25 protein-coding genes are annotated in these 25509 nt (G+C 65.3%); 8 read left to right on the top strand and 17 right to left on the bottom strand.

Features of this window, described 5'->3' with window-relative positions; translation table 11 throughout:
- The 10 genes from ABT24_RS11215 to mutL form a co-directional block, all read right to left on the bottom strand.
- The coding region (locus ABT24_RS11215) for a HAMP domain-containing protein (RefSeq protein WP_286737835.1) at window positions 1–765 on the bottom strand (765 nt) is incomplete at its 3' end.
- A 31-nt stretch (window positions 766–796) separates the two neighbouring features.
- Window positions 797–3049 carry a chemotaxis protein CheA gene (locus tag ABT24_RS11210; protein ID WP_276729707.1) on the bottom strand — a complete coding sequence of 751 codons (2253 nt, stop codon included), beginning with the start codon at window positions 3047–3049 and terminating at the stop codon, window positions 797–799.
- Window positions 3046–3387, bottom strand: a complete 342-nt coding sequence (locus ABT24_RS11205; RefSeq protein ID WP_276729709.1) for an STAS domain-containing protein — start codon at window positions 3385–3387, stop codon at window positions 3046–3048. Before ABT24_RS11205 ends, ABT24_RS11210 begins: the two co-directional genes overlap by 4 nt.
- A 20-nt stretch (window positions 3388–3407) precedes the next feature.
- Window positions 3408–3776: a response regulator gene (locus ABT24_RS11200; protein ID WP_013105568.1), complete on the bottom strand. Its 369-nt coding sequence runs from the start codon at window positions 3774–3776 to the stop codon at window positions 3408–3410.
- 47 nt (window positions 3777–3823) lie between these two features.
- Window positions 3824–4822 (bottom strand): methyl-accepting chemotaxis protein, encoded by a 999-nt coding sequence (locus ABT24_RS11195; RefSeq protein WP_276729712.1) that lies wholly within the window; start codon window positions 4820–4822, stop codon window positions 3824–3826.
- Window positions 4823–4867: 45 nt separating this feature from the next.
- A complete protein-coding gene (locus ABT24_RS11190) occupies window positions 4868–5245 on the bottom strand; it encodes a response regulator (protein WP_276729715.1) in 378 nt (125 codons plus the stop codon).
- A gap of 140 nt (window positions 5246–5385) precedes the next feature.
- Entirely contained in the window at window positions 5386–6021 is a 636-nt protein-coding gene (locus tag ABT24_RS11185) for a response regulator (protein WP_276729717.1), read from the bottom strand.
- 13 nt (window positions 6022–6034) lie between these two features.
- On the bottom strand, window positions 6035–7135 hold the full coding sequence (locus ABT24_RS11180; protein ID WP_276729720.1) for a sensor histidine kinase: 1101 nt from the start codon (window positions 7133–7135) through the stop codon (window positions 6035–6037).
- 47 nt (window positions 7136–7182) lie between these two features.
- Window positions 7183–8112: a tRNA (adenosine(37)-N6)-dimethylallyltransferase MiaA gene (miaA, locus tag ABT24_RS11175; protein WP_276729724.1), complete on the bottom strand. Its 930-nt coding sequence runs from the start codon at window positions 8110–8112 to the stop codon at window positions 7183–7185.
- A 16-nt stretch (window positions 8113–8128) separates the two neighbouring features.
- Entirely contained in the window at window positions 8129–9964 is a 1836-nt protein-coding gene (gene mutL / locus ABT24_RS11170; RefSeq protein ID WP_276729922.1) for a DNA mismatch repair endonuclease MutL, read from the bottom strand.
- A 237-nt stretch (window positions 9965–10201) separates the two neighbouring features.
- Between mutL and ABT24_RS11165 the strand changes: the two genes are divergently transcribed.
- On the top strand, window positions 10202–10846 hold the full coding sequence (locus ABT24_RS11165) for a DedA family protein (protein ID WP_013105575.1): 645 nt from the start codon (window positions 10202–10204) through the stop codon (window positions 10844–10846).
- A 50-nt stretch (window positions 10847–10896) separates the two neighbouring features.
- On the opposite strand, the gene lexA is transcribed toward ABT24_RS11165, so the two are convergent.
- Window positions 10897–11616: a transcriptional repressor LexA gene (gene lexA / locus ABT24_RS11160; RefSeq protein ID WP_172979100.1), complete on the bottom strand. Its 720-nt coding sequence runs from the start codon at window positions 11614–11616 to the stop codon at window positions 10897–10899.
- A 199-nt stretch (window positions 11617–11815) separates the two neighbouring features.
- Here lexA and ABT24_RS11155 point away from each other — a divergent pair, with 199 nt between their 5' ends.
- Window positions 11816–12778 (top strand): asparaginase, encoded by a 963-nt coding sequence (locus ABT24_RS11155; protein ID WP_276729727.1) that lies wholly within the window; start codon window positions 11816–11818, stop codon window positions 12776–12778.
- Between the two features lie 272 nt (window positions 12779–13050).
- On the opposite strand, the gene ABT24_RS11150 is transcribed toward ABT24_RS11155, so the two are convergent.
- From ABT24_RS11150 to ABT24_RS11140, 3 genes are all read right to left on the bottom strand, one after another.
- On the bottom strand, window positions 13051–13839 hold the full coding sequence (locus ABT24_RS11150) for a BPSS1780 family membrane protein (protein ID WP_276729730.1): 789 nt from the start codon (window positions 13837–13839) through the stop codon (window positions 13051–13053).
- A gap of 78 nt (window positions 13840–13917) precedes the next feature.
- Window positions 13918–14859 carry a homoserine kinase gene (locus tag ABT24_RS11145; protein ID WP_276729734.1) on the bottom strand — a complete coding sequence of 314 codons (942 nt, stop codon included), beginning with the start codon at window positions 14857–14859 and terminating at the stop codon, window positions 13918–13920.
- A gap of 74 nt (window positions 14860–14933) precedes the next feature.
- A complete protein-coding gene (locus ABT24_RS11140) occupies window positions 14934–15281 on the bottom strand; it encodes a hypothetical protein (protein ID WP_276707278.1) in 348 nt (115 codons plus the stop codon).
- Window positions 15282–15315: 34 nt separating this feature from the next.
- On the opposite strand from ABT24_RS11140, the gene polA reads away from it, so the two are divergent.
- On the top strand, window positions 15316–18084 hold the full coding sequence (gene polA / locus ABT24_RS11135; RefSeq protein ID WP_276729737.1) for a DNA polymerase I: 2769 nt from the start codon (window positions 15316–15318) through the stop codon (window positions 18082–18084).
- A 46-nt stretch (window positions 18085–18130) separates the two neighbouring features.
- Here polA and ABT24_RS11130 read toward each other — a convergent pair whose 3' ends face one another.
- Complete coding sequence (locus tag ABT24_RS11130; protein ID WP_276729740.1) at window positions 18131–18835, bottom strand: fumarylacetoacetate hydrolase family protein; 705 nt, start codon at window positions 18833–18835, stop codon at window positions 18131–18133.
- 222 nt (window positions 18836–19057) lie between these two features.
- Here ABT24_RS11130 and ABT24_RS11125 point away from each other — a divergent pair, with 222 nt between their 5' ends.
- The 4 genes from ABT24_RS11125 (at window position 19058) to ABT24_RS11110 (ending at window position 23074) form a co-directional block, all read left to right on the top strand.
- The gene (locus ABT24_RS11125) at window positions 19058–19348 is read left to right on the top strand and encodes a FeoA family protein (protein WP_276729743.1); all 291 of its coding nucleotides are present in this window, start codon (window positions 19058–19060) and stop codon (window positions 19346–19348) included.
- Window positions 19345–21696, top strand: a complete 2352-nt coding sequence (gene feoB / locus ABT24_RS11120; RefSeq protein WP_276729746.1) for a Fe(2+) transporter permease subunit FeoB — start codon at window positions 19345–19347, stop codon at window positions 21694–21696. Before ABT24_RS11125 ends, feoB begins: the two co-directional genes overlap by 4 nt.
- On the top strand, window positions 21693–21995 hold the full coding sequence (locus ABT24_RS11115; protein WP_276729749.1) for a FeoC-like transcriptional regulator: 303 nt from the start codon (window positions 21693–21695) through the stop codon (window positions 21993–21995). The genes feoB and ABT24_RS11115 overlap by 4 nt, the downstream gene beginning before the upstream one ends.
- 89 nt (window positions 21996–22084) lie before the next feature.
- The gene (locus ABT24_RS11110; protein ID WP_276729925.1) at window positions 22085–23074 is read left to right on the top strand and encodes a potassium channel beta subunit family protein; all 990 of its coding nucleotides are present in this window, start codon (window positions 22085–22087) and stop codon (window positions 23072–23074) included.
- 32 nt (window positions 23075–23106) lie between these two features.
- On the opposite strand, the gene ABT24_RS11105 is transcribed toward ABT24_RS11110, so the two are convergent.
- Both ABT24_RS11105 and wrbA read right to left on the bottom strand, forming a co-directional pair.
- Complete coding sequence (locus ABT24_RS11105) at window positions 23107–23385, bottom strand: YkgJ family cysteine cluster protein (RefSeq protein WP_013122924.1); 279 nt, start codon at window positions 23383–23385, stop codon at window positions 23107–23109.
- Window positions 23385–23987, bottom strand: coding sequence for an NAD(P)H:quinone oxidoreductase (gene wrbA, locus ABT24_RS11100; RefSeq protein WP_276729751.1), 603 nt, complete (start codon window positions 23985–23987; stop codon window positions 23385–23387). Before wrbA ends, ABT24_RS11105 begins: the two co-directional genes overlap by 1 nt.
- A 200-nt stretch (window positions 23988–24187) precedes the next feature.
- Here wrbA and ABT24_RS11095 point away from each other — a divergent pair.
- Window positions 24188–25509, top strand: a 1322-nt coding sequence (locus ABT24_RS11095; protein WP_286737829.1) for an EAL domain-containing protein, incomplete at its 3' end; no start/stop codon positions are given.

The raw sequence follows: 25509 nt of genomic DNA, 5'->3' as shown, positions 1-25509 counted from the left end.
CCGCCCCACCATCTCGCCAAGTGCGCTGAGCAACTGCCCGGTTTCATCCTTCGAGGTGGAAGCCACCCGCACCGACAGATCGCCTTCGGCGACGCGCTGCGTCACAGAAACCGCTTCGGCCAGGGGACGGGTGATGGAGCGGGTGATGAGCCAGGCAGCGGCGATGGCCAGCAGCAGAGCGAGCACCGCCAGGCCGATGCTGGCATTGCGGGCGGCGACGAAATCGGCCTCGCTCTGGGCGTAAAGCGCATCGGTCTGACCCCGCAACATCGTCTCGATGGCCGCGGTTTCCTGGCGAACCTCGCGTGACACGATCAAGCCGGATTTGAGGTAATCGGCCGCAGCGGCGCCGAAGTTGCTTCGCTGCATTTCAGGAACCGCGGTCTGTTGCGCCGCACGTCCTTTGGCGATGATGGCGCGCAGGTTGTCGAGCCGGGTCTGCAGCTGCGGGGTGGGTTGAAGAGACTCCAAAGTCTTGAAAGCGGCGTCCGCATTCACACGTTGTTCAGCGATAAGGGCACGATCGGCATCACTGAACTGCTGCGACAGCAGGCTGCGCAGCATGATGCGTGTGGTGTTCTGGCTGCTGTTGGCAATGATGGTGACGGCTCGCTCCTTGGCGAGACGGTTTTGCACCACGAGCTGCATGTGGCTCTGAATGCGAGAGGCTTCGTACAGCCCGAACGCCGCGTTGGCGAGCAGAAGAACGATCAGCAGGCCGAAGGCGAGGCTGAGGCGTGTACCGATGCGAAGGTTGTTGAACATGGAAGGCTCAGTGTGCGGACGTTGAAGGGGTTCAGTTGCTCAGTGCCGGGGCCTGGCTGCCCTGCGCGCTGCGGCTGGCGCGGCTGATCAGGGGGGCGGCGTCGAGGATGAGCGCCACTTCGCCGTTGCCCAGAATGGTCGAGCCGCTGATGCCTTGCAGGTGGGCGAACAGCGCGCCCAGCGGTTTGATGACGGTCTGATATTCGCCAAGCAGGGCATCGACGACGATGCCAGCGCGCTGCCCGCCGATTTGCGCGACCACCACATTGCTGCGGGTGTTCGGCGAGTCAGCGGCAGAGTCGGTCAGGCCGAGCTGTTCGCGCAGATGCAATAGGGGCAACACTTCGCCGCGCAGGTTGATATAGCCCTGCTGCGGCTGGGCGGGCGCAAACTCCATGCACTCGATCACGGCGTCGAGCGGCAGCACGAAGGTGCGCCCGGCGGCTTGCACCAGAAAGCCGTCGATGATGGCGAGCGTCAAGGGCAGGCGCAGGTGCATCTGCGTGCCCACACCGGCGCTGCTCTGGATGTCGATGCTGCCGCGAATGGCTTCGATATTGCGTTTGACCACGTCCATGCCCACGCCACGGCCGGACAGGTCGGTGACGGCGTCGGCGGTGGAGAAGCCGGGCTCGAAAATCAGCGCCCACACCTCGGCGTCGGGCAGGGCGGCGGCGGCCTCAGTCGAAATCAGCCCGCGCTCGACGGCTTTGGCAAGAATGCGCTCGCGGTTCAGCCCGCCGCCGTCGTCTGAAACCGTGATGAGAATGCTGCCCGAGTCGTGACGGGCGGCGAGTTTGAGGGTGCCTTGGGCGGGTTTGCCGCGCGCGGTGCGCACTTCGGGCGACTCGATGCCGTGATCGATCGAGTTGCGCACCAGGTGCATCAGCGGATCGGCGATGCGCTCGACCAGAGTTTTATCCATCTCGGTGTCGGCGCCTTCGATGACCAGGGCGATGTCTTTGCCCAGCTCACGCGACACGTCGCGCACCACGCGCTGAAAGCGCGCGAAGGTTTCGCCGATCTCGACCATGCGCAGCTTGAGCGCCCGCTCGCGGATGTCTTCGACCAGCCGGGTGATCTGCGCGGCGGCTTCGATCTGGCTGGCGTTCTGCGCGTGCAGCGCATTGCCGGCGCTGGCAATCACCAGTTCGCCCACGAGGTTGATGAGGGCGTCGAGCTTGTCGGCGGCCACGCGCAGCATCTGGTTGTCACGGCTGCGTTTGTCTTTGATCTGCTTCTGTTTGTCGAGCGCGGCTTGCACGATGGGCTGGTGCGTGGCGCCTTCGCGCACCAGAATTTCGCCCAAGGGGGCGGCCGGTGCGCCGGTGGCCTGCGCGTCGTGTTGCGCGTCGAGCGCGTCGCTCAATTCTTTCTGTGTCAGCGTGCCGATCTGTACCAGAATGTCGCCCAGCCGCAGGTCGTCTTCGGGCAGGCTGCGAATGAGTTGCACATAGTCGGCAATGCGGCTGTGCGCGGGCAGGATGCGGATGGTGCTGTCTTCCTGCACGAACTCGAACACAGCGGCGATTTCTTCCTTGCTGGCCTCGCTCTTGAAGTTGATCTCGAAGCCGAGATAGCTGGTCTCGGCGTCCATCGCGTCGAGCGGGGGCAGGGCGTCGGTTAGGGTGACGAGACCGACGATTTCGCCCAGCCCGCGCAGATAGCGGATGAAGGCCAACGGGTCCATGCCGTTGCGCAGACTGTCGGCGCCGAAGCGCAGCGACAGATGCCACGACGGCGTCAGCGCCGATCCGTGCGCGACCACGGTGACGGGAGCGGCTTCTTCCGAGGCGGGGCCTCGTGCGATGGGGCTTTGCTGGGCCACGACCAGCGCTCCGCCTGCGGGCCGATGAGCGGCCTGCAGCCGGGTGACCAGCGCCTGTTCTTCCGGGGTGTCGGCGATGCAGGCACCTTGGCTGTCGATCTGGTCGATCAGTTGCGCAAGGTGATCGCGCCCTTGCAGCAACAGCGCGACGAGTTCGCTGCTGACGGCGAGTTTGCCTGCGCGCATCTGGTCGAGCACGCTCTCCAGATGGTGAGTGAAACGCACGATGCCGTCGAGGCCGAACAGCCCGGCCGAGCCTTTGATGGTGTGGGCCGCGCGGAACAGGGCGTTGATGTGCTCGCCATCCAAGGCCTCATCATTGGCGTCATCATTGACTTCATCAGCGCCGCCTTGGGGTTCGAGTTCCATCAGCCCGCGTTCCATGCCTTCGAGCAGATCTTGCGCCTCGACGATGAAGGAGCGCATGGCCTGCTGCATTTGTTGTTCGAAGCTCATGCGTGCTCCTTGGGGGACGTGGTGTGGCCGAACTCGACTACCGGGTCGCCGAAGTAGGCGAGCAGGCCGCAGAGTTCGAGGGCGTCGATGACGGCGGGGCTGTGCCCGCTGAGCTTGAGGCTGTGCTCCAGATTGCTGGCCTGCTGTTTGGCGGCCAGCAGAATCTGCACGCCGGAGGCGTCGATCTCGTCGACCGCGGCCAATTGCAGTTCGACCAGGGGATGCTGGGCGATCAGTTCGGCCAGCTGGATGCGCACCTCGGCGGCGGCATAGATGTCGAGCGCGCCTTGCAGCGTCACGCTGCAAGCCGGGCCGGCTTGATGGGGGATGATGTCCACAGCGTCTCCTCTGGCGGGGTTCAGGGTGCGATGAGTTTGGAGACCGCAGCCAGCATCTGCGCCGGCTGGAAGGGTTTGACCACCCAGGCGCGGGCGCCTGCGGCCTGGCCTTGCGCCTTCATGTCGTCCTGGCTTTCGGTGGTGAGCATGATGATGGGCGTGAACTTGTAGTCGGCCTTCTGCTTGATCTCTTTCACCAGGGTGATGCCGTCCATATTGGGCATGTTCACGTCGCTGATGATGAGGTGGATCTTGCGGCCATCGAGCTTGGTCAGCGCGTCCACGCCGTCAACGGCTTCAATGACTTCGTAGCCCGCGCTGGCAAGGGCGATGTTGACCACCTGACGCAGTGAGGCGGAGTCGTCGACGATGAGAATGGTTTTGGCCATGGCAATGTGCTTTTGAAAGAGGGGATCGAAACAAGGGTTTGCTGGAGTCAGAAAAAGGTGATGTCGCCGCCGTCTTGCGCGTCCACCGTGGACTGTCCGTCGTGGTTGAGGCGCTGCTCCTGCGTGGTGTAGCCGCCCGCGATGCGCTGCATGAAGGCGGAGGCGTCGAGCGCGGCTTCAGGGTTGCTGGCGCGGCGCGACTGATAGCTCTGCAGTTCGACCACCAGGGCGTCGAGGCTGTCGCGGCTGTGGGTGAGAATCTGGCTGACCCGGTCCTGGAACTGCAGCGACACCAGCACGTCGCCGATCTCTTCGCGGATGCCGCTGCTTTCGCGTTGCAGCAGGTCGGACGAATCGGACAGCCCCGTAGCCACATCGCGCAGGCGGGCGAGCACTTGATCGATGGACGATTCGGATTGGGTGAGGAACTGCTGCTCCTCGGTTTGCGACTGCCCGGCCGAGCGGGTGAGCGTCTGGATGGCGCCGGTGATGATCTTCACCTGCTCGCCCATCTTGCGCCCGGTATCGCGCGATTGCGCCGAGAGCTTGCGCACTTCGTCGGCCACCACCGCGAAGCCGCGGCCGTTTTCGCCAGCCCGCGCGGCTTCGATGGCCGCATTGAGCGCGAGCAGATTGGTCTTGGCCGCCAGCGCCGCCACTTCAGTCGCCATCTTCTCCAGCGCCTCGGTGTAGCGCGACATGCCCAACACTTCGCTGACCATGGCGGCGCGCTTGTCCAGCGCGGCGCGCAACTGATCGAGCACGGCGCCGAGTTCGCCTTCGCTGCGGCGGAATACCGCCACCACGCCTTCGCCGCCATCCATGCCGGCGGCGGCGTGCTGCGACGCCTTCACGGCGCTTTCCAGGCGGCTGTGCAGGCTGGAGAAGCGCTGGCTCAAGGCCAGAATGGCGGTCTCCATCTGTGCGCGTCCGGCGTCGATCTGTTGGCCGAGCACGGGTAAGGCCTGTGCGCAGAGGGCGTCGATCTGCTGCGCAGCATCGCTGTGCTGCAGGGCGGTAGGGGAGGTCGTGGCGTCTTGGGTCATGGCGGAGTCAACGCGGGTGGCGGGGAGGTTGGGTTGCAGGGAAGTTCAATGGGGCTGCGCGGCCAGTTGGCGCACCAGGGTTTCGAGCCGATCGATGTCGGAACTCTTGTCGAAGAAAAAATCGGCGCCTCCATCGAGGCTGCGGGCGCGGTGCTGCGAGTTGGCGTGCTGGGTGAACATCGCCACGCAGATATCACTCCGGCTGGACTTGATGCGCTGCAAGACTTGCAGCCCGCTCTCACCCGGCATTTCGATATCGAGCACGATGAAGCGCACCGCGCCTGCGGTGTCTTGCTGCAACAGCTCCATCGCCTGCTGCCCGCAATCGGCCTGCAGCACGGCTTGCACCCCGTCAATGCCGCAGAGCAGGCCGGCCAGGCGCTCGCGCACCATTGCAGAATCGTCGACCACCATCAGTTGCATGACTCAGCTTTCAGAGAATTCAGGATGTATGGGGACATTGTTGGCCTGCGGTCGCGCGGCGAACATCGGCCGCCAGCGGTTTGAAGACTGAGACAAGGGCGCGTTGATTTGTAGGAAATTTCTGACCCGCGTGGATCTGTTCATGCCAATTCATGGTCGAGGACGTAGCGCACCAGATCGGCGTCGCGCTCGAGGTGCATCTTTTGCATCAGGCGGGTTTTGTGAGTGCTGACGGTTTTGACGCTCAAGTGCAGTTCCCGCGCCACTTCGCCCACGGTGCGCCCGGCTCCGATGCGCAGCAGCACCTGCAGCTCGCGGTCGCTCAGGGTTTGATGCGCGGGGGCGTCGGCGGCGGCGCCCTTTTGAAAGTGATGCGCCAACTGCTCGGCGACGGTGGCGGTGAGGTAGCGCTTGCCCTGGGTGGCCGCGCGGATGGCGTCGAGCAGCACACCTGGCGCGCTGTCTTTGGTGAGATAGCCGGCCGCGCCGCCGCGCAGGGCGCGCAGGGCGAACAAATGCTCGGCATGCATGCTGAGCATGAGCACGGGCAGGCGGGGGTGCGTGGCCTTGATGCGCTTGAGCAGATCGAGGCCGTCGCCGCCGGGCAGAGACACGTCGAGCAGCACCACCTGCCAGGCGGCATCGCGCAGGGCGTCGAGCGCTGCGGCGGTGTCGCCGCACCAGTGCGGCTGCAGCCCCTCGGCTTCGAGCATGCGAACGAGCCCGGCGCCCACAAGGGCGTGGTCGTCAACGATGAGCACGCGGGCGGCGTCCATTTGCGGTTTCGCTTCAGGCGGAGATCGGTTTGCCGTAAGTCGGCGCGTCGGCAGGTGTGCCACGTTCGGTGCAGGGCACGCGCACGCGCAGGGTGGTGCCGTGGTTGGGCACGCTGGCGCAATCGAGCGTGCCGCCGAGCAAATGCGCGCGCTCGCGCATGCCGCGCAAACCAAAGGATTTTTCGCTGGTCTGCGTGGCGGGGGTGAAGCCCAGCCCGTCATCGACGATGTCGAGCGCGATCAGCCCGGGCGTGCGGGCCAGGGTGAGCCGAACGGATTTGGCCTGCGCGTGACGGGCGATATTGGTGAAGGCTTCCTGCGCGATGCGGAAGATCTGGATGGCGGTGAGGTCATCCAGCTCACCGGCGCCCTCGATCTGGTGCGAAACGGGAATGCCGTAGCGCTGGCTGAATTCCTCGGCCAGCCAGAGCAGCCCGTCGCTCAGACCGAGATCGAGCACGGCGGGCCGGAGCTGGGCCGCCACGCGACGGCCAGCGGCGGTGGCGGCGTCCACCAGATGGGTCATGCTGTTGAGCTGCGCGTCGTCGGGCCCGAGGCGCCGGCGCAGCAGGCTGATGTCCATTTTCAGCGCGGTGAGCAACTGGCCGAGTTCGTCGTGCATGTCGCGGGCGAGGCGGGCACGTTCCTGCTCGCGTGCGCGCTCCATGTGCGCGGCCATGTCGCGCAAATCGGACTCGCGGCGGCGGGCATGGCTGATGTTGATCATGATGCCGTTCCACTGCACTTGGGTGGCATCGAGCCGCTTCACTGCGGCGCGGATGTTGATCCACTTGATCTCGCCCTCGGTGAGGATGCGGCCCTCCCAGTTCCACGGTTCGCCATGCAGCGCGCTGGCTTGCAGCGAGGCGTGGAAATCGGCCTGATCGGCGGCGTGAATTCGCCCGACAAAGGCCGTGCTCGAACGCAGCAGCGCCTGCGCGCTCAGGCCGCAGACCATTTGCGCCGATTCACTGGCCTGGGTGAACTGCAACTGCCCGGCGCGCTGGCTGAGCTGGAACACCAGACCGAAGCCGGAGAGCGGATGTGCGGCCCAGGGCGTATCGTCCGAAGACAGATCTTGAACGGGTGGAGGAGGGCTTTGGAACGGGGGCACGGAGGGCAGCCAGGAGTGGAATTTACATTCCACTTAACGGCGCGCCCTCAGAAAACTTGAATTCTCAGCGGTTCGAGACAGTCGTAAATCTGCCGCTGGGGCATGGAGCGCAGCCAGGTGAGCTGGCGTTTGGCGAGCTGGCGGGTGGCGGCGATGGCCTGCTCGCGGAACTGCTCGGCGCTGATGTCGCCGTCCAGATAATGCCAGGCCTGACGGTAGCCCACGGCGCGGATCGAGGGCAGCGCGGGGCTGAGGTCGCCGCGTTGGCGCAGGGCGCGCACTTCGTCGAGAAAACCGGCGGCCAGCATCTGCTCGAATCGTTGGGCGATGCGCGCGTGCAGCACGCTGCGATCAGAAGGTTCCAGCGAGAGGATGCGCAGGGGCAAGGGGGCGTCATCCGCGCGCCCGGTAGCCAGATGCGCCGATAGAGGCCGACCGCTGAGTTGCCACACTTCCAGCGCGCGCTGGATGCGCTGGGCGTCGCCCGGTGCAAGCCGGGCGGCGGTGAGCGGATCGACCTCGGCCAGCCGGGCGTGCAGCGCGGGCCAGCCGAGCCGGGCGGCCTCGGCGTCGAGTTCGGCGCGCACGGCAGGGTCGGCCTGCGGCAGTTCGGACAGGCCGGACTGCAGCGCCTTGAGGTAGAGCAGGGTGCCGCCGACGATCAGGGGCTGGGCGCCGCGCTGGCGGATTTCCTGGATGAGTCGGCGCGCGTCCGCAGCGAATTGCGCCGCGCTGTAGCTTTGCGCCGGGTCGAGGATGTCGAGCAGGTGGTGCACGGCCTGGGTGCGTTCCTCAAGACCGGGCTTGGCGGTGCCGATGTCCATGCTGCGATAGACCAGCGCCGAGTCCATGCTGATGAGTTCCACGGTTTTGCCGCGCTGTCGGGACTGCTGCACGAGTTGCAAAGCCGCGGCGGTTTTGCCGCTGGCGGTCGGGCCCACGAGGCAGAGAACAGGCTGTGGGGTTTGTTGAGTCACGGCTTGAATCGGGGCTTCAACGCCCGCGCAGGAACAGGGCGTCGAGATCGGCCAGGCCGATCTGCCGCCAGGTGGGGCGGCCGTGGTTGCACTGGTCGGCGCGTTCGGTGCGCTCCATATCGCGCAGCAGGGCGTTCATTTCTGCGAGCGTGAGCTGTCGGTTGGCGCGCACCGCGCCGTGGCAGGCCAAGCTGGAGAGCAGGGCGTTGCGCCGCTCCTGAAGGCGGCTGCTGGTACCTTGCGAAATGAGATCGGCCAGCAAGCCGCGAGCCAGGCGAATGGGGTCGGCGTGCGCCAGCAGCGTGGGCGTGGCGCGCACCACCAGGCTACTGGGGCCGGCCCGGTCGAGCTCGATGCCGAGCGACCGTAGGGTATCGGCATGATCTTCCGCCGCGCCCATTTCGGCATCGCTCGCGGCGAATGCGGCCGGGATAAGCAAGGGTTGCACCGCCACCGGCGCATTGGCCTGTTCCGCAGCTTTTAGCCGTTCGTACACGATGCGCTCGTGCGCGGCGTGCATGTCCACGATCACCAGTCCGTGGCGGTTCTGCGCCAGGATGTATATGCCCAGAAGCTGCGCCAGGGCGAAGCCGAGGGGGAAGTCGTCAGGCGGGGCGGAGGCCAGGTCGGTGGCTTGCGCATAGGGGCGCGGCGCGGCGCTGTCCCGTGCCTGCAAGGGCGCGTCCGCCGTTGCAAAGGGGGCATAAGCGCGCGAGAGCGCATCCCAGGGGATCGGGTTAGGGCTAGGCCTCGCCATGCCGAAGGGAAGCGCGGCAGTCGCGGGCAGGGCGGATGGCGGCCCTTCCCACGCGGCGTGCGGTGCGGAGGGATGCGAAGCAGACGCCTCACCGACCACCCGGGCCAGCACCTGCTCGACGGCATGACGCACGGCCTGATGCACGGCGGAGCTGTCGCGGAACCGGACTTCCGACTTGGCCGGGTGCACATTCACATCGACCAGATCAGACGGCAGATCGAGCAGCAGGGCGTACTGCGGCTGCAAGGCGCCGTGCAGCACGTCGGCGTATGCGGCGCGCACGCCGTGGGCCACGGTGCGGTCGCGCACCCAGCGGTTATTGACAATGATGTGCTGCACATCGGCACGGGCGCGCGCCGCGGTGGGTTTGCAGATCAGCCCGCGTACGGCGAGCGGGCCGATCTGGGCGGAGACGGGCAGGGCGTGCGCGCTGAAGGCCTCTCCCAGCACGACGGCGAGACGGTCGAGCCCGTGCGGCGAAGGGTCGCGCTCGAATTGCAGCTTGAGTTGCCCGTCATGCCAAAGCCGCAGGGCGATCTGGGGATGGGCGATGGCGGTGCGCTTGAACACGTCGGCGCACCAGGCGTATTCCGTCTGCGGCGACTTGAGAAATTTGCGGCGCGCCGGCAGGTTGAAAAACAACTGCCGCAAGGTCACTCGCGTGCCCTGTTGCGCCGCTGTGGGTTGCACCGCGGCGACCTGACCTGCGCTGGCGTGAATGCGCGCGCCATCGGCCCCGGCGCGGCGGCTGATGATCTCGATTTCGGCCACGGCGGCCATGGCCGCGAGCGCCTCGCCGCGGAAGCCGAGATGCGCGGCGTGGTGCAATTCGTCGAGATCGGCGATCTTGCTGGTAGCGTGGCGCAGCAGCGCCAGCGGCAACTCTTCGGCCGGAATGCCGCAACCATCATCTTCGACCTGCACGCTGCCCAGCCCGCCTTGTTCGAGGCGCACGGTGAGAGCACTGGCGCCCGAATCGATGGCGTTGTCGAGCAGTTCGCGCAGGGCCGAAGCCGGGCGCTCGATGACTTCGCCGGCGGCAATCTGGCTGATGAGCACGTCCGGCAGCGGACGAATCGGGCGTTGGGGTTGCAGCAAGGCAGGGATACGGAAAGGGTGGCGTGGCCGCAGCGTGGCGGCGGCCGTCCCCTCGTTGAGGGGCTTGGAGACGGGATCAACGAGAGAAGAAACGACAAGTTGGCTCAGTATACTTTTCAGGCTGTGCGTAGGCCCATAGCGCTCGGTGGCGCTCAGCCCCGGCTCAGTTTTCTGGCGCAGCATCTGCGTCTTCGGCCTTTCATAGGCTCTCTTCCGGCTTTCAGCCCAAACCGCATGGATCCCCACGCTCTCATCGACCTCATTCTGCACTTCGACGTGCATCTGGCGCAGTTCATAGCGGCGTATGGCCCCTGGGTGTACGGGCTGCTCTTCGGCATCGTGTTCGTCGAAACCGGGCTGGTGATCATGCCGTTTCTGCCGGGCGACTCGATGTTGTTCGTGGTGGGTGCGTTTGCGGCCACCGGGGCGCTCAGCCTGCCGGGGGTGATCGCCGTGCTCTGGCTTGGCGCCGTGCTGGGCGACAGCCTCAATTACCAGATCGGCAAGGCCATCGGCCATAAGGTTTTTTCGTGGCCGGACTCACGCTGGTTCAACCGCCGCGCCTTTGAAAAGGCGCACGCCTTTTACGAAAAATATGGCGGCATCACCATCGTGGCAGCACGGTTCATGCCCTTCATTCGGACCTTCGCCCCGTTTGTGGCGGGCGTGGCCGAGATGTCGTATGGCAAGTTTCTGGCCTACAACATGCTTGGCGCCACACTCTGGACGGGGCTGCTGGTCATGGCGGGTTATCTGTTCGGCAACATTCCGTGGATCAAACACAATTTGGGTGTCATGACCATTGCCATCATCGTGCTGTCGCTGCTACCCGCGGTGTGGGGTTGGTGGAAATCACGTCGGCAGGTGTCGGCGGTCTGAAGCGGCGGTCTGACGCAAACGCCTGCTGCTAGTTGTGCGCGCTGTGAACTTCATTGCAGCGAGCCGCGCAGCAGGCCGACGGCGAGTCCCTCAATGGCGAAGGGCTGGCTGGCATCGACGCGGATGGGGGCGAACTCGGGGTTGGCCGGTAGAAGCTCGATGTGATCGGCCTGCAGGCGAAGGCGCTTGACCGTGACCTCGTCGCCGATGCGGGCCACCACGATCTGTCCGCTTTGCGCCGTCTGGCTGCTTTTGACGGCCAGCATGTCGCCGTCGAGAATGCCGGCATCGCGCATGCTCATGCCGCGAACCTTGAGCAGATAGTCGGGGCGCACCGAGAAGGCGCCGGGATCGACATTGAGCGTCTGCTCGATATGCTCTTGTGCGAGGATGGGATGCCCGGCAGCGACGCGACCGACCAGCGGCAGGCAGAGCTGCTCGGCGCCAGGCAGCGCGAGCTGCAGCCCATGAGAGAGATCCGCACGCAACCCACTCGCACGCCCCCCCAAGGCGCCGGAGGTTTTCCCGGACGTTGTCATCGACGGCGAGGCGCGCTGCGATTCGGTGATGCGAATGCCGCGCGACGCTCCGGGCGTCAGCTCGATCACGCCCTTGCGCGCGAGCGCCTGCAAATGATCTTCTGCCGCATTGGCCGAGCGGAATCCCAGCTTTGCGGCGATTTCGGCCCGGGTGGGCGGGTAGCCCAGTTCGCGCACGGAGGCGGTGATGAGATCGAGAATTTCCTGCTGACGAGGGGTGAGTTTCGAGATGAGACGGCGCATGCGTGGGCTCCGGCAGTTGCACAATAAGTCAGTTTGATAGGCGAGACCGATGGGCAAGGCTGATGGACGAGTTCGCCATGCGAGCCATGTCATCTTTTGGTCATGAAGACGCCCTGATCAGGCTTCCAGCTTGATGATTTTCACAGCACTGTAAATCAAAACAGTCTTTCTGCAAAGAGATTCACACATGACCGATTCTTTTTCTCGCGCGGCCTTGCCGCAGATTGTGGTGTTGGGAACAGGGGGCACGATCGCGGGCGCCGCGACGGGCGACCCCAGTCTGCCGAGTTACACCGCCGGGGTTTTGGGGGTCGACGCGCTGCTACAAAGCGTGCCGGCGCTCGGCCGCCTGGCTCAAATCCACACCGAGCAGGTGGCCAATCTCGACAGTAAGGACATGACCTTCGCGGTCTGGACGCAGTTGGCCGAACGCGTGGCCTACTGGCTGGCGCAGCCGCAAATTCAGGCCTGCGTCATCACCCACGGCACCGACACGCTGGAAGAAACCGCCTACTTTCTGCGTTTGGTGCTGGATACCGACAAGCCGGTGATTCTGACTGCTGCCATGCGTCCGGCCACCGCACTGAACGCCGACGGCCCGCAGAACCTGCTCGATGCCGTGCGGGTGGCCGTGCATCCGGCAGCGCGTGGGCTGGGCGTGGTCTGTGTGTTGCACGGCGTGGTGCATGCTGCTCGCGACGTGACCAAGGCGAATACGCACGCGGTGGAAGCGTTTTCATCCGGCGAGCGCGGCCCGCTGGGTGAAGTGGACGGTGAGGCCTTGCGGCTTTGGCGACAACCCGTGCCGGAGGCCGGGGCGCCGTTTCCCCTACCTGCTGCTGGGGGCTGGCCGCGGGTGGAGTTGCTTACCAATGCAGCGGGCAGCGATAGTGCGCTGGTGTGCTGCTTGATTTCGAGCACGGCGCTTCAGCCCCGATTGAGCGGGTTGGTCGTGGCCGGCACCGGGGGCGGCACGGTGCACCGCGAACTCGAAGCCGCGCTGCGCTGGGCCGAACAGCAGGGCGTGCGGGTCAGGGTGGCGTCACGCGTCGGCCCGGTACGCGGCGGCGCCGATGATGGCCTCAATGCGGTGAAGCTGCGGGTGCGGCTGCTGCTGGAACTGGCCGCCCAGAACCAAGCAGAGCGTTGAACCCGGAATGTTCTCTCGGCGGGGCCAATTGATCCCCACCGGGGGTAGAAAGCTTGGGCCGGTGGAGCGAGAGAGCGGGGGGCGATTCCTCACCCTATTCGATTCAGCCGCTTTGCGGAGAACTTGGGGTTGGTCGACCAAGGTAAGGTTGCGCCGCACCGGGTTTGGATACCGGGTTTGGATACCTACAGCGGGCGTCTTCGTGCGTGAGAGCATGAGAGACAAAAATAGTGCCAAACGCCCTGTAGTCAGGTGTGCGGTTGTCACCGACATTACTGCGCAAGGGTGCTGGACTGGGTTTCGCCGACCAGCGATTCATAGCTGGCATAGAACGACAAAATGTAGGCTAGGAAAATGGCGATGGCCACGGGCATGCTGAGCATGGCGGCCAGGGTTTCACTGGCGCCGAGCAGGCTGGCGACGAGCATGATGAGCGTGGGCAGGCTGATAAAGAGCAGCAACCATTGCACCGCATAGAGCGCAAACGCCTTGATGTTGCGCACGCACAGCACGAAGCTGAAAAACAGCGCCTTGATCGGCGGCATGGCGTGCCAGGCCACCAGCGGCGGAGCGAGCCAGAAAGCCAGCGAGACGGGGATATACGCCAGAGTGGCGGCTATGGCGCCCAGGCGCAGGCTGCCGTCGGCAATGGCGCTGGCCGGCGGTTTGTCACCGAGCAGCAGCAGACGCAGCATGGCGCCGCCGTCGAACAGGCTGCCGACTCCGAGCACCAGAATGACGGCGAGGGTGTAGAGCACGCCCAGCATCACCATGCTGCGCAGCGCCTTCGGGCCGCTGCGAAAACCGGTGAGCAGCACCGTGGGCCAAAGCGGCTGCTTTTGTGCGATCTGGCGGCTGGCTTGCATGAAGCCCAGGGTGCCGAACTGCACCACGAACAGCGGAAACACCAGACCGATGATGGGCAGCGCCGAGACGAATCCGGTGACGACGATATAGGCCACGATCATCAACAGCGCCGCCCAGGGCTGCAGCGCCAGACGGCGAAAGCCGCTTTGCACCCAGAGCAGGCCCTCGCGGGCAGAGACGGTACGCAGTTGCATGGCGAAAGACGATGAAAGGTGAAGAGCCGAAGAAAAGAGCCCAAGAAGGGAGCCGACATGGTATCGGCAGGCCCGGGCTCAGGCGGACGCGATGCGCTGGCGCAGCACGCGCTCGAAGTGGGTGGGGTCGTGCGGGGTGAGCAGATGGGCGTCGCGCGGCAGGTGATAGTCGGCCAGACGCGAGGTCCAGAAACGCAGCGCGGCAGCGCGCAGGGCGTCGGGCAGCAAGCGGTGTTCAGCATCGCTCATGGGGCGTACGGCGAGGTAGGCGCTCAGCAAGGCGTCAAAGCGGGCCGCGTCAAACTCGGCAGTCTGCAGGTGAATGCACCAGTCGTTGAGCGCCACGGCCAGATCGAACAGCCAGGTATCGACCCCGGCGAAGTAAAAATCGAACACGCCGGAGAGCGCGTCTCCCTCGAACAGCACGTTGTCGCGGAACAGATCGGCGTGAACCGCGCTGCGCGGCAGGGCGGCATAGGCGGGCGATGCAGCGACGTTGGTCTGGTGCGCAAGCTCAGCGCTGATGAGGGTGCGTTGATCGGCGGTGAGATAGGGCAGGATGTCGGGGATGGTGCGGGCCTGCCAGGCGAGCCCGCGCAGATTGGGTTGCGTGCCCGCGTAGTCGCGCGCGGCCAGATGCATGCGTGCCAGCCAGTGCCCCACTTGCGCGCAGTGCGCCGGCTCGGGCTGCAGCTGGCTGCGGCCTTGCAGGCGCGTGACCAGCGCGGCGGGTTTGCCTTTGAGGGTGTGCAAGGTCTGGCCCTGCCGGTCGGGTATGGGGTCGGGTACGGGAATGCCATGCGCGGCCAGATGGTGCATCAGCCCGAGGTAGAACGGCAACTGCTCGGCCTGCAGGCGCTCGAATAAGGTGAGCACGAACCGGCCCTGTGTGGTGCTCAGGAAGTAGTTGGTGTTTTCGATCCCGCTGGCGATGCCTTGCAGGTCGGTGCGTGTGCCCAGATCGAAGCGGGCCAGCCAGGAGTCGACCTCTGCTGCGTCGAGCGGTGTGAAAACGGCCATGAACGGGATGGGGAAAGAAAAGGCAGGCTGGAAAAGCAGGTTGGGCGAGCAGGTTGAACGGTCAGCCCGTCGGTTTATTTGAAGGTGAACACCTTCCACTGCGCCTGCCCTTCCAGATGGGCCGGGTCGGTGCTGGACGAGATTGAGGGCGGCACCACGTTGTAGGCCGCGCCGCCGTGCAAAGGTTGCACCTGAATCGAGGTGGTGGCGCCGCGCACCTGCTGCTCCTGAATGCGCACCGCACGATCCTGAGTGACGTTTTCGCGCACCCGAGGTTCAGGGAATTTGGGCTTGGGCTGGGTATCTGTCAGCGGCGCCGCAGGTTTGGACTGCGCAAGGGCGCTTGGTCCCGGATACACGCTGGCGAGCAGCGTGAACAGGCCAAGGGCGGTGACGGTAAGAGCGTGGCGAAACATGTTCATGGGCTGATTTTACGGCGGCATTGATAATGCGCGGATGAATTCCGACGTGCAATCCGACTCCGCCCCCACCCTGCTGCTGGTGGATGGTTCCAGCTATCTCTATCGCGCCTTCCACGCCATGCCCGACCTGCGCGGGCCCGAAGGCCAGCCCACCGGGGCGCTCTACGGCATTGTGGCCATGCTGCGGCGCCTGCGCGAGCAATATCCGGTGGCCAAGGGCTATCGCTACGCGGCCTGCGTGTTCGACGCCAAGGGGCCGACATTCCGCAACGCCATGTACGACCAATACAAGGCGCAGCGTCCGCCGATGCCGCCCGACTTGGTAGCGCAGATCGAGCCGATTCACCAAGCCGTGCGGCTGATGGGCTGGCCGCTGCTGGAGGTGCCGGGAGTGGAGGCCGACGACGTGATCGGCACCCTGGCCGTGCGGGCGCACGCACAGGGCATCCGCACCCTGGTCTCCACGGGTGACAAGGATATGGCTCAGCTGGTCAACGACCACATCACGCTGGTCAACACCATGAGCAACGAGGTGCTCGACCCCGCCGGAGTGCAGCAAAAGTTCGGCGTTCCCCCAGATCGCATCGTCGATTACCTCACCCTGGTAGGCGACGCGGTGGACAACGTGCCCGGCGTGGACAAGGTCGGCCCCAAGACGGCGGTCAGGTGGCTGACGGAGTACGGCTCGCTCGATGCGCTGATCGAGCAGGCCGAAACCGTGAGCGGCGCTGCGGGTAAAAACCTGCGTGCCGCGCTCGACTGGCTGCCCACGGCGCGCAAGCTGGTGACCATCCACACCGACTGCGATCTGGACGGCTACGCCCAAGCCTTCGATCCCGATCTGCGCCCAGCGCCGGAAGATGCGCAGGCGCTGCTGCCCTTCTTCACCCGCAACGGCATGCGCCGCTTCAGCGCCGAGATGAAGGCGCAGACGGTGAGCGAGGAGGCCGCCCGGCAGGTGTCGCTGCTGGACGACGCGCCGCCGGCCGAAACGAGCGCGCCCGACACCTACGAGACCGTTCTTGACTGGGGACGGTTCGACGCTTGGCTGGCCCGCATCGATGCGGCCGGGCTCACCGCCATCGACACCGAAACCGACTCGCTCGACCCGATGCGCGCGCGGCTGGTGGGCATTTCGCTCAGCGTCGCGCCCGGCGAGGCCGCCTATCTGCCGCTGGCCCACGCCTACCCCGGCGCGCCCGCGCAACTGCCGATGGCCGAGGTGCTCGAACGCCTGCGGCCCTGGCTGGAAAATGCCGACAAACCCAAGCTCGGGCAGAACGCCAAGTACGACCGCCATGTGTTCGCCAACGCGGGCGTGACGATTCGCGGCTATGCGCACGACACCTTGCTCGAGAGCTATGTGATCGAGGCACACAAACCGCACAGCCTCGACAGTCTGGCAAGCCGACACCTGGGTCGCGACGACACCCTGAGCTACGAACAGGTCTGCGGCAAGGGCGCCAAGGCGATCACCTTCGATCAGGTGGCGCTCGATGTGGCGACGCGCTATTCCGGCGAAGACGCCGATCTCACCCTGCAGGTGCACCAGCGGCTGTGGCCGCAAGTCCAGGCCGATGCCGGGCTGACGCGCATTTACGCGCTGGAAATGCAGGTCAGCGAAGTGCTGCAGCGCATCGAGCGTACCGGCGTGCTGGTGGACGGCGATCTGCTGCGGGCGCAAAGCGGCGAGCTGGGCGCCAAGATGCAAACCCTGGAAGCGCAGGCATTCGATCTGGCCGGCGGCGCTTTCAATCTGGGCAGTCCCAAGCAGATCGGCGAAATCCTGTTCGACCGCCTGCAACTGCCGGTGCAGAAAAAAACCGCCTCCGGCGCTCCGTCCACCGACGAGGAAGTGCTGGAAAAGCTGGCCGAAGATTACCCGCTGCCGCGCGTCATTCTCGACCACCGCAGCCTGTCCAAGCTCAAGAGCACCTACACCGAGAAGCTGCCGCAAATGATCAACCCGGACACCGGCCGGGTGCACACCAACTACGCGCAAGCCGTGGCCGTGACGGGCCGGCTGGCCTCCAACGATCCGAATCTGCAGAACATTCCAGTTCGCACCGCCGAGGGGCGGCGCATTCGCGAGGCGTTTATCGCGCCCAAGGGCTGGCTGATCGCGTCGAGCGACTACTCGCAGATCGAGCTGCGCATCATGGCGCACCTCTCGCAAGACGCGGGTCTGCTCGCTGCGTTCGCCGCCGGGGAAGACATTCACCGCGCGACCGCGGCCGAGATTTTCGGCGTCACGCCGCTGGAAGTCAGCAGCGATCAGCGCCGCATGGCCAAGGTCATCAACTTCGGACTGATCTACGGCATGAGCGCCTTCGGCCTGGCACGCAACCTCGGCCTGGAGCGCAGCGCGGCGCAGCTCTACATCGACCGTTACTTCGCCCGTTATCCGGGTGTCGCGGCGTATATGGAGCGCACCCGCAAGCTGGCGGCGGAGCAGGGCTATGTCGAAACCGTGTTCGGGCGGCGACTGTGGCTGCCCGACATTCACGCCAGCGGGCCGCGCCGGGCCGCGGCCGAGCGCGCAGCCATCAACGCGCCGATGCAGGGCACCGCGGCCGACCTCATCAAGATGGCGATGATCGCCGTCGATGCCGCACTCGTGCGCGAAAAACTGCGCAGTCGGGTGGTGATGCAGGTGCACGACGAGCTGGTGCTCGAGGTGCCCGAGGAAGAAACGCACTGGGTGCGCGAACACATTCCCCGCCTGATGGCGGGCGTTGCCCAGCTCGACGTCCCGCTGCTGGCCGAAATGGGCCTGGGTGCCAACTGGGAGCTGGCGCACTGAGCGTGGTCACTGAGCGTGGCCACTGAGCGCGGCAGGTCTGGGGCGGTCAGACGATGCGCACCTGCAGCGGCGTCAGGCCGTCTATCGTGCCGTGCAGTACCTGGCCGCGGGTGATGGCGCCGACGCCATCGGGCGTGCCGGTGAAAATCAGGTCGCCGGGTTTCAAGGTGAACAGGGTGGAGAGCCGGGCGATGGTTTCGTCCACCGACCAGATCATCTGCTCCAGCCGCCCTTGCTGACGCAGGGCGCCATCGACCGTCAGCGCAATGGCGCCCGTGTTCAGCTCGGCGCCGGGTTGGCGCGGCGTGATCGGGCCGATGGGGGCGGACTGGTCGAAGGCCTTGCCGATTTCCCACGGCCGACCCTGCGCCTTCATCTGCCCCTGCAGATCGCGGCGGGTCAGGTCGAGACCGACGGCGTAGCCGTAGATGTGCGCGGCGGCCTGCCTCACGGGGATGTCGCGGCCCGCGGTGCCGATGGCGACGACCAACTCGATTTCGTGATGCAGATCTTGCGTGACGGACGGGTAGGCGATGTCGCCGGTCTGCCCTGCGGCAACCGCAATCACTGCATCGGCATCGCCGGGCTTGCAGAAGAAAAACGGCGGCTCTCGGTTCGGGTCTGAGCCCATTTCGCGGGCATGGGCCGCGTAGTTGCGCCCGACGCAATACACGCGGCGAACGGGAAAGGCGAGATCGCTGCCCACGATGGGCAGCAGGGCGGGGGAATGGGGTGGAAAGGCGGTGGGCATGACGGGTTCGGTCTTGGTTTGTTGATCGAGTGTAGGCAGAGAACAGATCACTCGAGGCGAAATGTGGCGCGGATTCCACGTTGATTCACGCCCTGTTACAGATCGAGCCATCCCGCGTGGGGCAAGTCTTGATCTTCATCAGCCACCGCGCATACGATATATGTAACGATAAACATTATCATTTGCGCATCCCCACAAAGCAGCTTCTTTTCAGGTCAGATCATGCACACCGACTCCGAAGTGGTATCCCTTGCACAGCTTTCCTATGGGCAAAGCGCCCAGGTTGTCGATTTCGATGGCGGACGCGCCATGGTGCAGCGCATGGTCATGCTCGGTATCCGCCGTGGCGTGCCGCTGTGCGTGGTGCACGGCCCAGGGCCGCGGGGCACGGTGGTGCAGGTGGGCGGTGCGCGCATTGCGCTGGGGCGGGGCGTGACTGACAAAATCCGGGTGATGCCTATCATGGCTTCGGCGGCCGCGGTGCCTGCGGTGCATCAAAAGGCTGCGGCATGAGCGCGTGCCACGATCCGGATTGCGCCGTTTCCCCCGAAGCAGACGCCGGCCTGCCGGTGATCGCTCTGGCGGGCAACCCCAATTGCGGCAAGACCACCATTTTCAACCTGCTCACCGGGGCGCATCAGCATGTGGGCAACTGGCCCGGCGTCACGGTGGAGCAGCGCCGGGGAACGGCCTTAGCGGCGGGGCTGAAGCTTTCGGTGATCGATCTTCCGGGCGTTTACAGCCTGCTGGGCGGGGGCGGCGCCGATCAGGGCGTGGCGCGCAACTTTTTACTCGATGAGCGGGTGGATCTCATCGTCAACATCGTCGATGCCTCCAACCTCGAACGCCATCTGGCGCTGACCTTCGAACTGCTCGAAACCGGCAAGCCGCTGATCCTCGCGCTCAATATGGTGGACGAGGCGCAGGCGCTGGGGCTGGAGCCGCAAGTGCATGCGCTCTCAAAGCAACTCGGCGTGCCCGTGGTGCCGCTGGTGGCGCGAAAAGGCCGTGGCCGTGCAGATCTGCTCGACACGATTCGGGGCGCCCTGCAACAAAAGCCCAGCGCCTTGATGCCGACCTACCCGCCCGAGGTCGAACAGGCGATCGATCAGGTCGGTGCGCAACTTGCCGTGCCCTCGTCGCCACGGCGTCGCTTCGATGCGCTGCGGCTGCTCGAAGGGCTGGTGGTGTCGCCCTCGGCCGAGGTACAGGCCGGCGTGGCGGCGGCGCAGGCGCAGGTGCTCGCCCAAGCTGGCGAAGAAGTGGCCGATCTGGTTGCGGCCGCCCGCTTTGGCTGGGCGCACCAGCTTGCGGCCATTGCCATGCTGCGCACCGGCAAGATGGGGGTGCGTCACCGCGTGACCGACGTGCTCGACCGCGTGGTGCTCAATGAATGGCTGGGCGTGCCGGTGTTTCTGCTGGTGCTGTATCTGGTGTTCGTGGTGAGCTTCAGCGGCGGCAATATCTTTCTCGACTTTTTCGATCAGGCCTCGTCGGCGCTGCTCATCGGCGGGGTGGGGCATGTGATGCTGCAGGCCGGGCTGCCCGACTGGATGGTGTCCATGGTCGCTGGCGGCGTGGGCGGCGGGCTCAACCTGGTCATCTCGTTCATCCCGCCCATCGGTCTCACCTTTCTGTTCCTCGCGTTTCTCGATGACTCGGGCTATATGGCGCGCGCCGCCTATGCGATGGATCGCTTCATGCGCCGCATGGGCCTGCCCGGCAACTCGCTGGTGCCCATGGTCATCGGCTTTGGTTGCAATGTGCCGGCCATCATGGGCTCGCGCATCATCGAAGACCCGCGCGGCCGCCTGCTTACGGTGCTGATGCAGCCCTTTATGTCGTGCTCGGCGCGGCTGACCATCTATATGGCGTTCGCCGTGGTGTTTTTCCGCAGCACCGGCGGGCAGGTGGTGTTTCTGCTGTATGTGCTGGGCATCGTGGTGGCGCTGCTCACCGCGTGGATGCTGGGCAAGACGGCCATTCGGGGTGAGCCCATGCCCTTTGTCATGGAGCTGCCGCCCTATCGTCTGCCCAGCCTGCGCAGCGTTGGGCTGCAGGCCTGGCAGCGGTTGAAGGTGTTCATTTTCCGCGTCGGCAAGGTGATCGTGGTCATCGGGGTGGTGCTGTTCGTGCTGCCCGGCATAGGCTGGACGGACAAGGGCCTGCAGGCGACCGACATCGATCACTCTCTTCTCGCTCAGGGCAGCCGGGCCATTGCGCCGGTGTTCGAGCCCATGGGCATCACCCGGGAGAACTGGCCCGCGGTGTCGGGCCTGCTGGCGGGCGCAGCCGCCAAAGAGATCGTGATCGGCACGCTCAACGGCATTTATCAGCGGCAACAGGCTTCCGACTTGATGGCGGCCTACCGGCAGCCTGATGTGGGCGCCAAGTTGTGGGAGGCTGCCAAGACCATTCCCGAAAACGCCGTGGCCTTTTTCAACAACTTCCTTGATCCGCTGGGCTTGCACGATCTGCAGTCCACCAACGCGACCGAGCAGGCCAGCGGCGCCAGCAACGAAACCCTCGCCGGGCTGGCGGCTGCGTTCACCCCGCTGTCGGCCTTCGCCTATCTGGTGTTCGTCTTGCTGTACGTGCCCTGCGCCAGCACCATGGGGGCGCTGCGTCGTGAGGTGGGCTGGGGCTGGATGGTGTTTTCCGTGCTTTACGGCATCGGCATCGCCTGGGCCGCGGCCACGGTGATCTATCAGATCGGCACGTTTGCGCAGCATCCCCTATCGTCTGCCCTTTGGGTGGCCGCTTGCGTTGCCGCCTTTGTGCTGCTGGTGCTGGGCCTGCGGCAATACGGCGACCGCACCGAGCGCCGCGTGGCAACGCAGGGGCTGGAGAGCCTGGTATGAACCCGCTGTTCGCCGTGCGCGATTGCCTGCGTGAAAAGCAGCTTGCCAGCGCCGCCGAGATTGCGGCCTGCGTGCAGGTTTCTGCGTCAGTTGCCGAAGACATGCTGGCGCACTGGGTGCAGCGCGGGCTGGTCGAGCGGATCGATGCGCAGGGCGGCACCTGTAGCAGCGGCTCCTGTGGGAGTTGTGGCCAATGCGGCACCCGAAAAACCACAGCAGCGCTCTACCAGTGGCGCGGTCTGCAGGCCGCCGCGGCATCCCCGGCAAAAGCCCCGGTGTTGATGCTGCGTTCTGCCTGAACTTGGGCGGTTTTGCACGCACGGGGTTTTGCCGGGCGGCCTAAGCTAGCGTTCTTTACCTCACGGAGAAGAACGCCATGCACAACCCTATGCTTTATCGCCGTCTTGGCCGCAGCGGCCTGCAAGTCAGCCTGTTTTCGCTCGGCTCCTGGGTGACGTTTCACAATCAGGTCGATGCTTCGGGCGTGCGCGAGATGATGGCCGCCGCGCGCGATGCGGGAATCAATTTTTTCGACAATGCCGAGGTCTATGCCAATGGCGAAAGCGAGCGACTGATGGGGCAGGCGCTGGCGCAGCTCAAGTGGCACCGGCTCGACTATGTGGTGTCGAGCAAGTTTTTCTGGGGGCTCGACGCGGGTACGGCCGAGAAACCGCGCATCAACGGCCGCAACACCCTGAACCGCAAGTATTTGATGCAGGCGGTCGATGGCAGCCTCAAGCGCATGGGGCTGGATTTCATCGACCTGATCTTTTGTCATCGCCCCGATCCGCACACCCCCATCGAAGAAACCGTCTGGGCGCTGCACAACGTCATCGAGCAGGGCAAGGCGCTGTACTGGGGCACCAGCGAGTGGAGCGCCGACGAGATTCGCGCCGCCTACGAGGTGGCCGAGCGGCACCATCTGCACAAGCCGGTGATGGAGCAGCCGCAATATCACCTGTTCCACCGCAAGCGGGTGGAGCAGGAGTACGCCCGGCTCTACGACGATATCGGCCTGGGGCTCACGACCTGGAGCCCGCTGGCGTCGGGCCTGCTGACGGGCAAATATCGCCAGGGCATCCCCGCAGGCAGCCGGGGCGCGATGCAGAACGTGAGCTTTTTGCGCGACGGCCTGCTCGACGCGCGAAAGAATGCCGCGGTGGGCGAGTTCGAAGCCATCGCCCAGCGGCTCGACTGCAGCGTGGCGCAACTGGCTTTGGCCTGGGTGGCTCACAATCCGCGGGTGAGCTCAGTCATTCTGGGGGCTTCGAAGCTGTCGCAACTGCAGGAGAACCTGGGCGCACTCAGCGTGCTGCCCAAGCTCACGCCAGAAGTGCTGGCGCAAATGGATGCCATTTCCGCGCCGCTGACGGTCTGATCGTTCAGCTGATGGAAAGCGCCCCGCAGGTTTCAGGGTGCCGTTGCACGCTCCAGTGCGGCCAGCCAGTGCAGCGCCTGCTCGCGGCTGTCGCCGCACATCTCCGTGCTGGGCTGCAGTCCGCTGCAGCAGGACGGACGCTCGGGCCTGCCGAAAATGGCGCAGCGCAGATCAGCGGTGAGTTGCACGCAGGGCGCGCCCGCTGGCTTGCCCTGCGGCATTCCGGGAATCGGGCTGCTGATCGACGGCGCGATGCAGCAGGCCGCGCAGCCGGGGCGGCAGGCGTGGCCGGGCTCCGCGGCTGGCGGCATCAACCAAACAACTTCTTGGTGACTTCCGCGACATGTTTGCCCTGGTAGCGAGCAATGTCGAGCTCGTTGGCGCTGGGCTGGCGGCTGCCGTCGCCTTTGCTCAGGGTGGTGGCGCCGTAAGGCGTGCCGCCGGTGATTTCGTCCATCTGGGTCAGGCCGGCACAGGCATAGGGCACGCCGACCACGATCATGCCGTGATGGAACAGGGTGGTGTGAAAGGATGTGATGGTGGTTTCCTGCCCGCCGTGCTGGGTGGCGGTGCTGACAAACACGCTGCCCACCTTGCCCACCAGCTTGCCTTGCTGCCACAGTGCGCCGGTCTGGTCGAGAAAGTTGCGCATCTGGCCGCACATATTGCCGAATCGCGTGGGCGTGCCGAAGATCACCGCGTCATAGTCCGCCAGGTCGGCGGGCTGGGCAATGGGCGCGGCCTGATCGGTCTTGGCATGGATGGCAGCCGCGGTTTCCGCCGGCATGGTTTCGGGTACGCGCTTGATGTCCACGCTGCAGCCCGGCACGCTGCGCGCGCCTTCGGCCACCGCGTGCGCCATGGTTTCCACATGACCCCAGGTGCTGTAATACAAAACAAGAATCTTTGCCATTTTCGATGTCCTTTTAGATAACTTTCAGGTGAATCAGGGAGCAGGCCAAAGTGGCGCTGTGAGCCCTATTGTGGTTGAGTTGTCTCGTTTTTGCAGGACAGGGCTTTGTGTTGCGGCATGCCGACATGAAATCGCCATGACTGTCATCAAACTGTGATGTGGGTGGGATAAAACCGGGCATCTTTCCCGCACTTCGCCCCATGCTTTCTCTCGTACAACCCCAGATCGGCTATCTCGCCATCCTGCTCGACCGGCTGCTTACGCATGGCGAGCTGCGCGTGGAGTTTCAGCCGGTGTTCGATCTGCGGGGTCAGTCGATCCACGCCTTTGAGGCGCTGGCGCGCGGGCCGCAGGGCTCGCCGCTGGAGCGACCGGATGCGCTGTTTCAGACCGCGCGGGAGAACGGGCGCTTGTACGAGCTCGATGCCCTGTGCGTGCGCACGAGTTTAGAGACGTTCGCCCGGCTGAATTTGCCGGGGCAGTTGTTCATCAACGTCACGCAGACCTTGCTCGATTCGGGCTGGCTGGGCAGCTCGGCCGCGCTCGATTTGTTGCAAAGACTGGGCTTGCCGCCGTCGCGCATCGTGTTCGAGTTGCTGGAAAGCGATGATCTGCTGAAAGACGGCGTGGGCATGGAGCAGGCCGAACATCTGCACCGCCTCGGTTTTACGCTGGCGCTGGACGACATGGGGCGGGGTTTCGGCCGCTTCGAAGCTTGGCAGCGCCTGCATCCGCGCTATCTCAAGATCGACCGGGCGTTCTGCGCCGGGCTGGCCGATGATGCGATCAAGGCCGCGTTCGTGCGCTCGATGTTGCTCATGGCCGAGGCCAGCCGTTCTTGGGTGGTGGCCGAGGGCGTGGAGTCGGCCCGCGATCTGCGCGTGCTGCGCGAAATCGGCGTGCAGTTGGCGCAGGGCTTTGTGTTGGAGCGGCCGTCTGCTGTGCCGTCGCGTGAAATGCGCCCGGCGCAACGGGGCTTGATCGAGGCGGCTCAACCCGAGTTGTACCCGCTGGCTTCGCGCGGCAGCGTGGAACAGTCGGCGCTCGGCCTGGCGCGCCCGATCGCTCCGGTGCAGCCGCAAGTACGGCTGGAAGAGGTGCTGCGCCGCTTCGACGCTCAGCCCGATCTGATGTCGATTCCCGTGGTCGATGCGAACGGGCGCGCCCTGGGCATTCTCAACCGCTATGTGCTGGCCGACCGGCTCTGGCGTCCGCATGTACGCGACCTGCTGGGCAACAAACCCTGCGCCCAGGTGATGAGCGCCGACGTGCTCAAGCTCGATGTGAGCAGCAGTCTGCACCAGGCCAGCCAGTTGATCGCCGATGCCAGCTTTCGCCACGCCACCGAGGGCGTGCTGGTCACCGAGCAGGGCGACTATCGCGGCCTGTTGCTGGTGGGCGATCTGCTGCGGCTGGTCAACGAGTTCCAGATCCAGACTGCGCGCTATGCCAACCCGCTGACGCTGCTGCCGGGCAATGTGCCCATCAATGAACAGATCGATCGCCTGCTGGCCTCGGGGCA

Origin of the sequence: Thiomonas sp. SCN 64-16 (genome assembly GCF_001725585.1) — a bacterium.
Classification (GTDB): Bacteria; Pseudomonadota; Gammaproteobacteria; order Burkholderiales; family Burkholderiaceae_C; genus Thiomonas; species Thiomonas arsenitoxydans.
This window is presented reverse-complemented; position numbering and strand designations above follow the sequence as displayed.

Coding starts and splice junctions, on each gene's coding strand:
- ABT24_RS11210 (WP_276729707.1), bottom strand. CDS start 3,049: ATGAGCTTCGAACAACAAATGCAGCAGGCCATGCGCTCCTTCATCGTC.
- ABT24_RS11200 (WP_013105568.1), bottom strand. CDS start 3,776: ATGGCCAAAACCATTCTCATCGTCGACGACTCCGCCTCACTGCGTCAG.
- ABT24_RS11195 (WP_276729712.1), bottom strand. CDS start 4,822: ATGACCCAAGACGCCACGACCTCCCCTACCGCCCTGCAGCACAGCGAT.
- ABT24_RS11190 (WP_276729715.1), bottom strand. CDS start 5,245: ATGCAACTGATGGTGGTCGACGATTCTGCAATGGTGCGCGAGCGCCTG.
- ABT24_RS11185 (WP_276729717.1), bottom strand. CDS start 6,021: ATGGACGCCGCCCGCGTGCTCATCGTTGACGACCACGCCCTTGTGGGC.
- ABT24_RS11165 (WP_013105575.1), top strand. CDS start 10,202: ATGGATCCCCACGCTCTCATCGACCTCATTCTGCACTTCGACGTGCAT.
- ABT24_RS11155 (WP_276729727.1), top strand. CDS start 11,816: ATGACCGATTCTTTTTCTCGCGCGGCCTTGCCGCAGATTGTGGTGTTG.
- ABT24_RS11150 (WP_276729730.1), bottom strand. CDS start 13,839: ATGCAACTGCGTACCGTCTCTGCCCGCGAGGGCCTGCTCTGGGTGCAA.
- ABT24_RS11145 (WP_276729734.1), bottom strand. CDS start 14,859: ATGGCCGTTTTCACACCGCTCGACGCAGCAGAGGTCGACTCCTGGCTG.
- ABT24_RS11140 (WP_276707278.1), bottom strand. CDS start 15,281: ATGAACATGTTTCGCCACGCTCTTACCGTCACCGCCCTTGGCCTGTTC.
- polA (WP_276729737.1), top strand. CDS start 15,316: ATGAATTCCGACGTGCAATCCGACTCCGCCCCCACCCTGCTGCTGGTG.
- ABT24_RS11130 (WP_276729740.1), bottom strand. CDS start 18,835: ATGCCCACCGCCTTTCCACCCCATTCCCCCGCCCTGCTGCCCATCGTG.
- ABT24_RS11125 (WP_276729743.1), top strand. CDS start 19,058: ATGCACACCGACTCCGAAGTGGTATCCCTTGCACAGCTTTCCTATGGG.
- feoB (WP_276729746.1), top strand. CDS start 19,345: ATGAGCGCGTGCCACGATCCGGATTGCGCCGTTTCCCCCGAAGCAGAC.
- ABT24_RS11115 (WP_276729749.1), top strand. CDS start 21,693: ATGAACCCGCTGTTCGCCGTGCGCGATTGCCTGCGTGAAAAGCAGCTT.
- ABT24_RS11110 (WP_276729925.1), top strand. CDS start 22,085: ATGCTTTATCGCCGTCTTGGCCGCAGCGGCCTGCAAGTCAGCCTGTTT.
- ABT24_RS11105 (WP_013122924.1), bottom strand. CDS start 23,385: ATGCCGCCAGCCGCGGAGCCCGGCCACGCCTGCCGCCCCGGCTGCGCG.
- wrbA (WP_276729751.1), bottom strand. CDS start 23,987: ATGGCAAAGATTCTTGTTTTGTATTACAGCACCTGGGGTCATGTGGAA.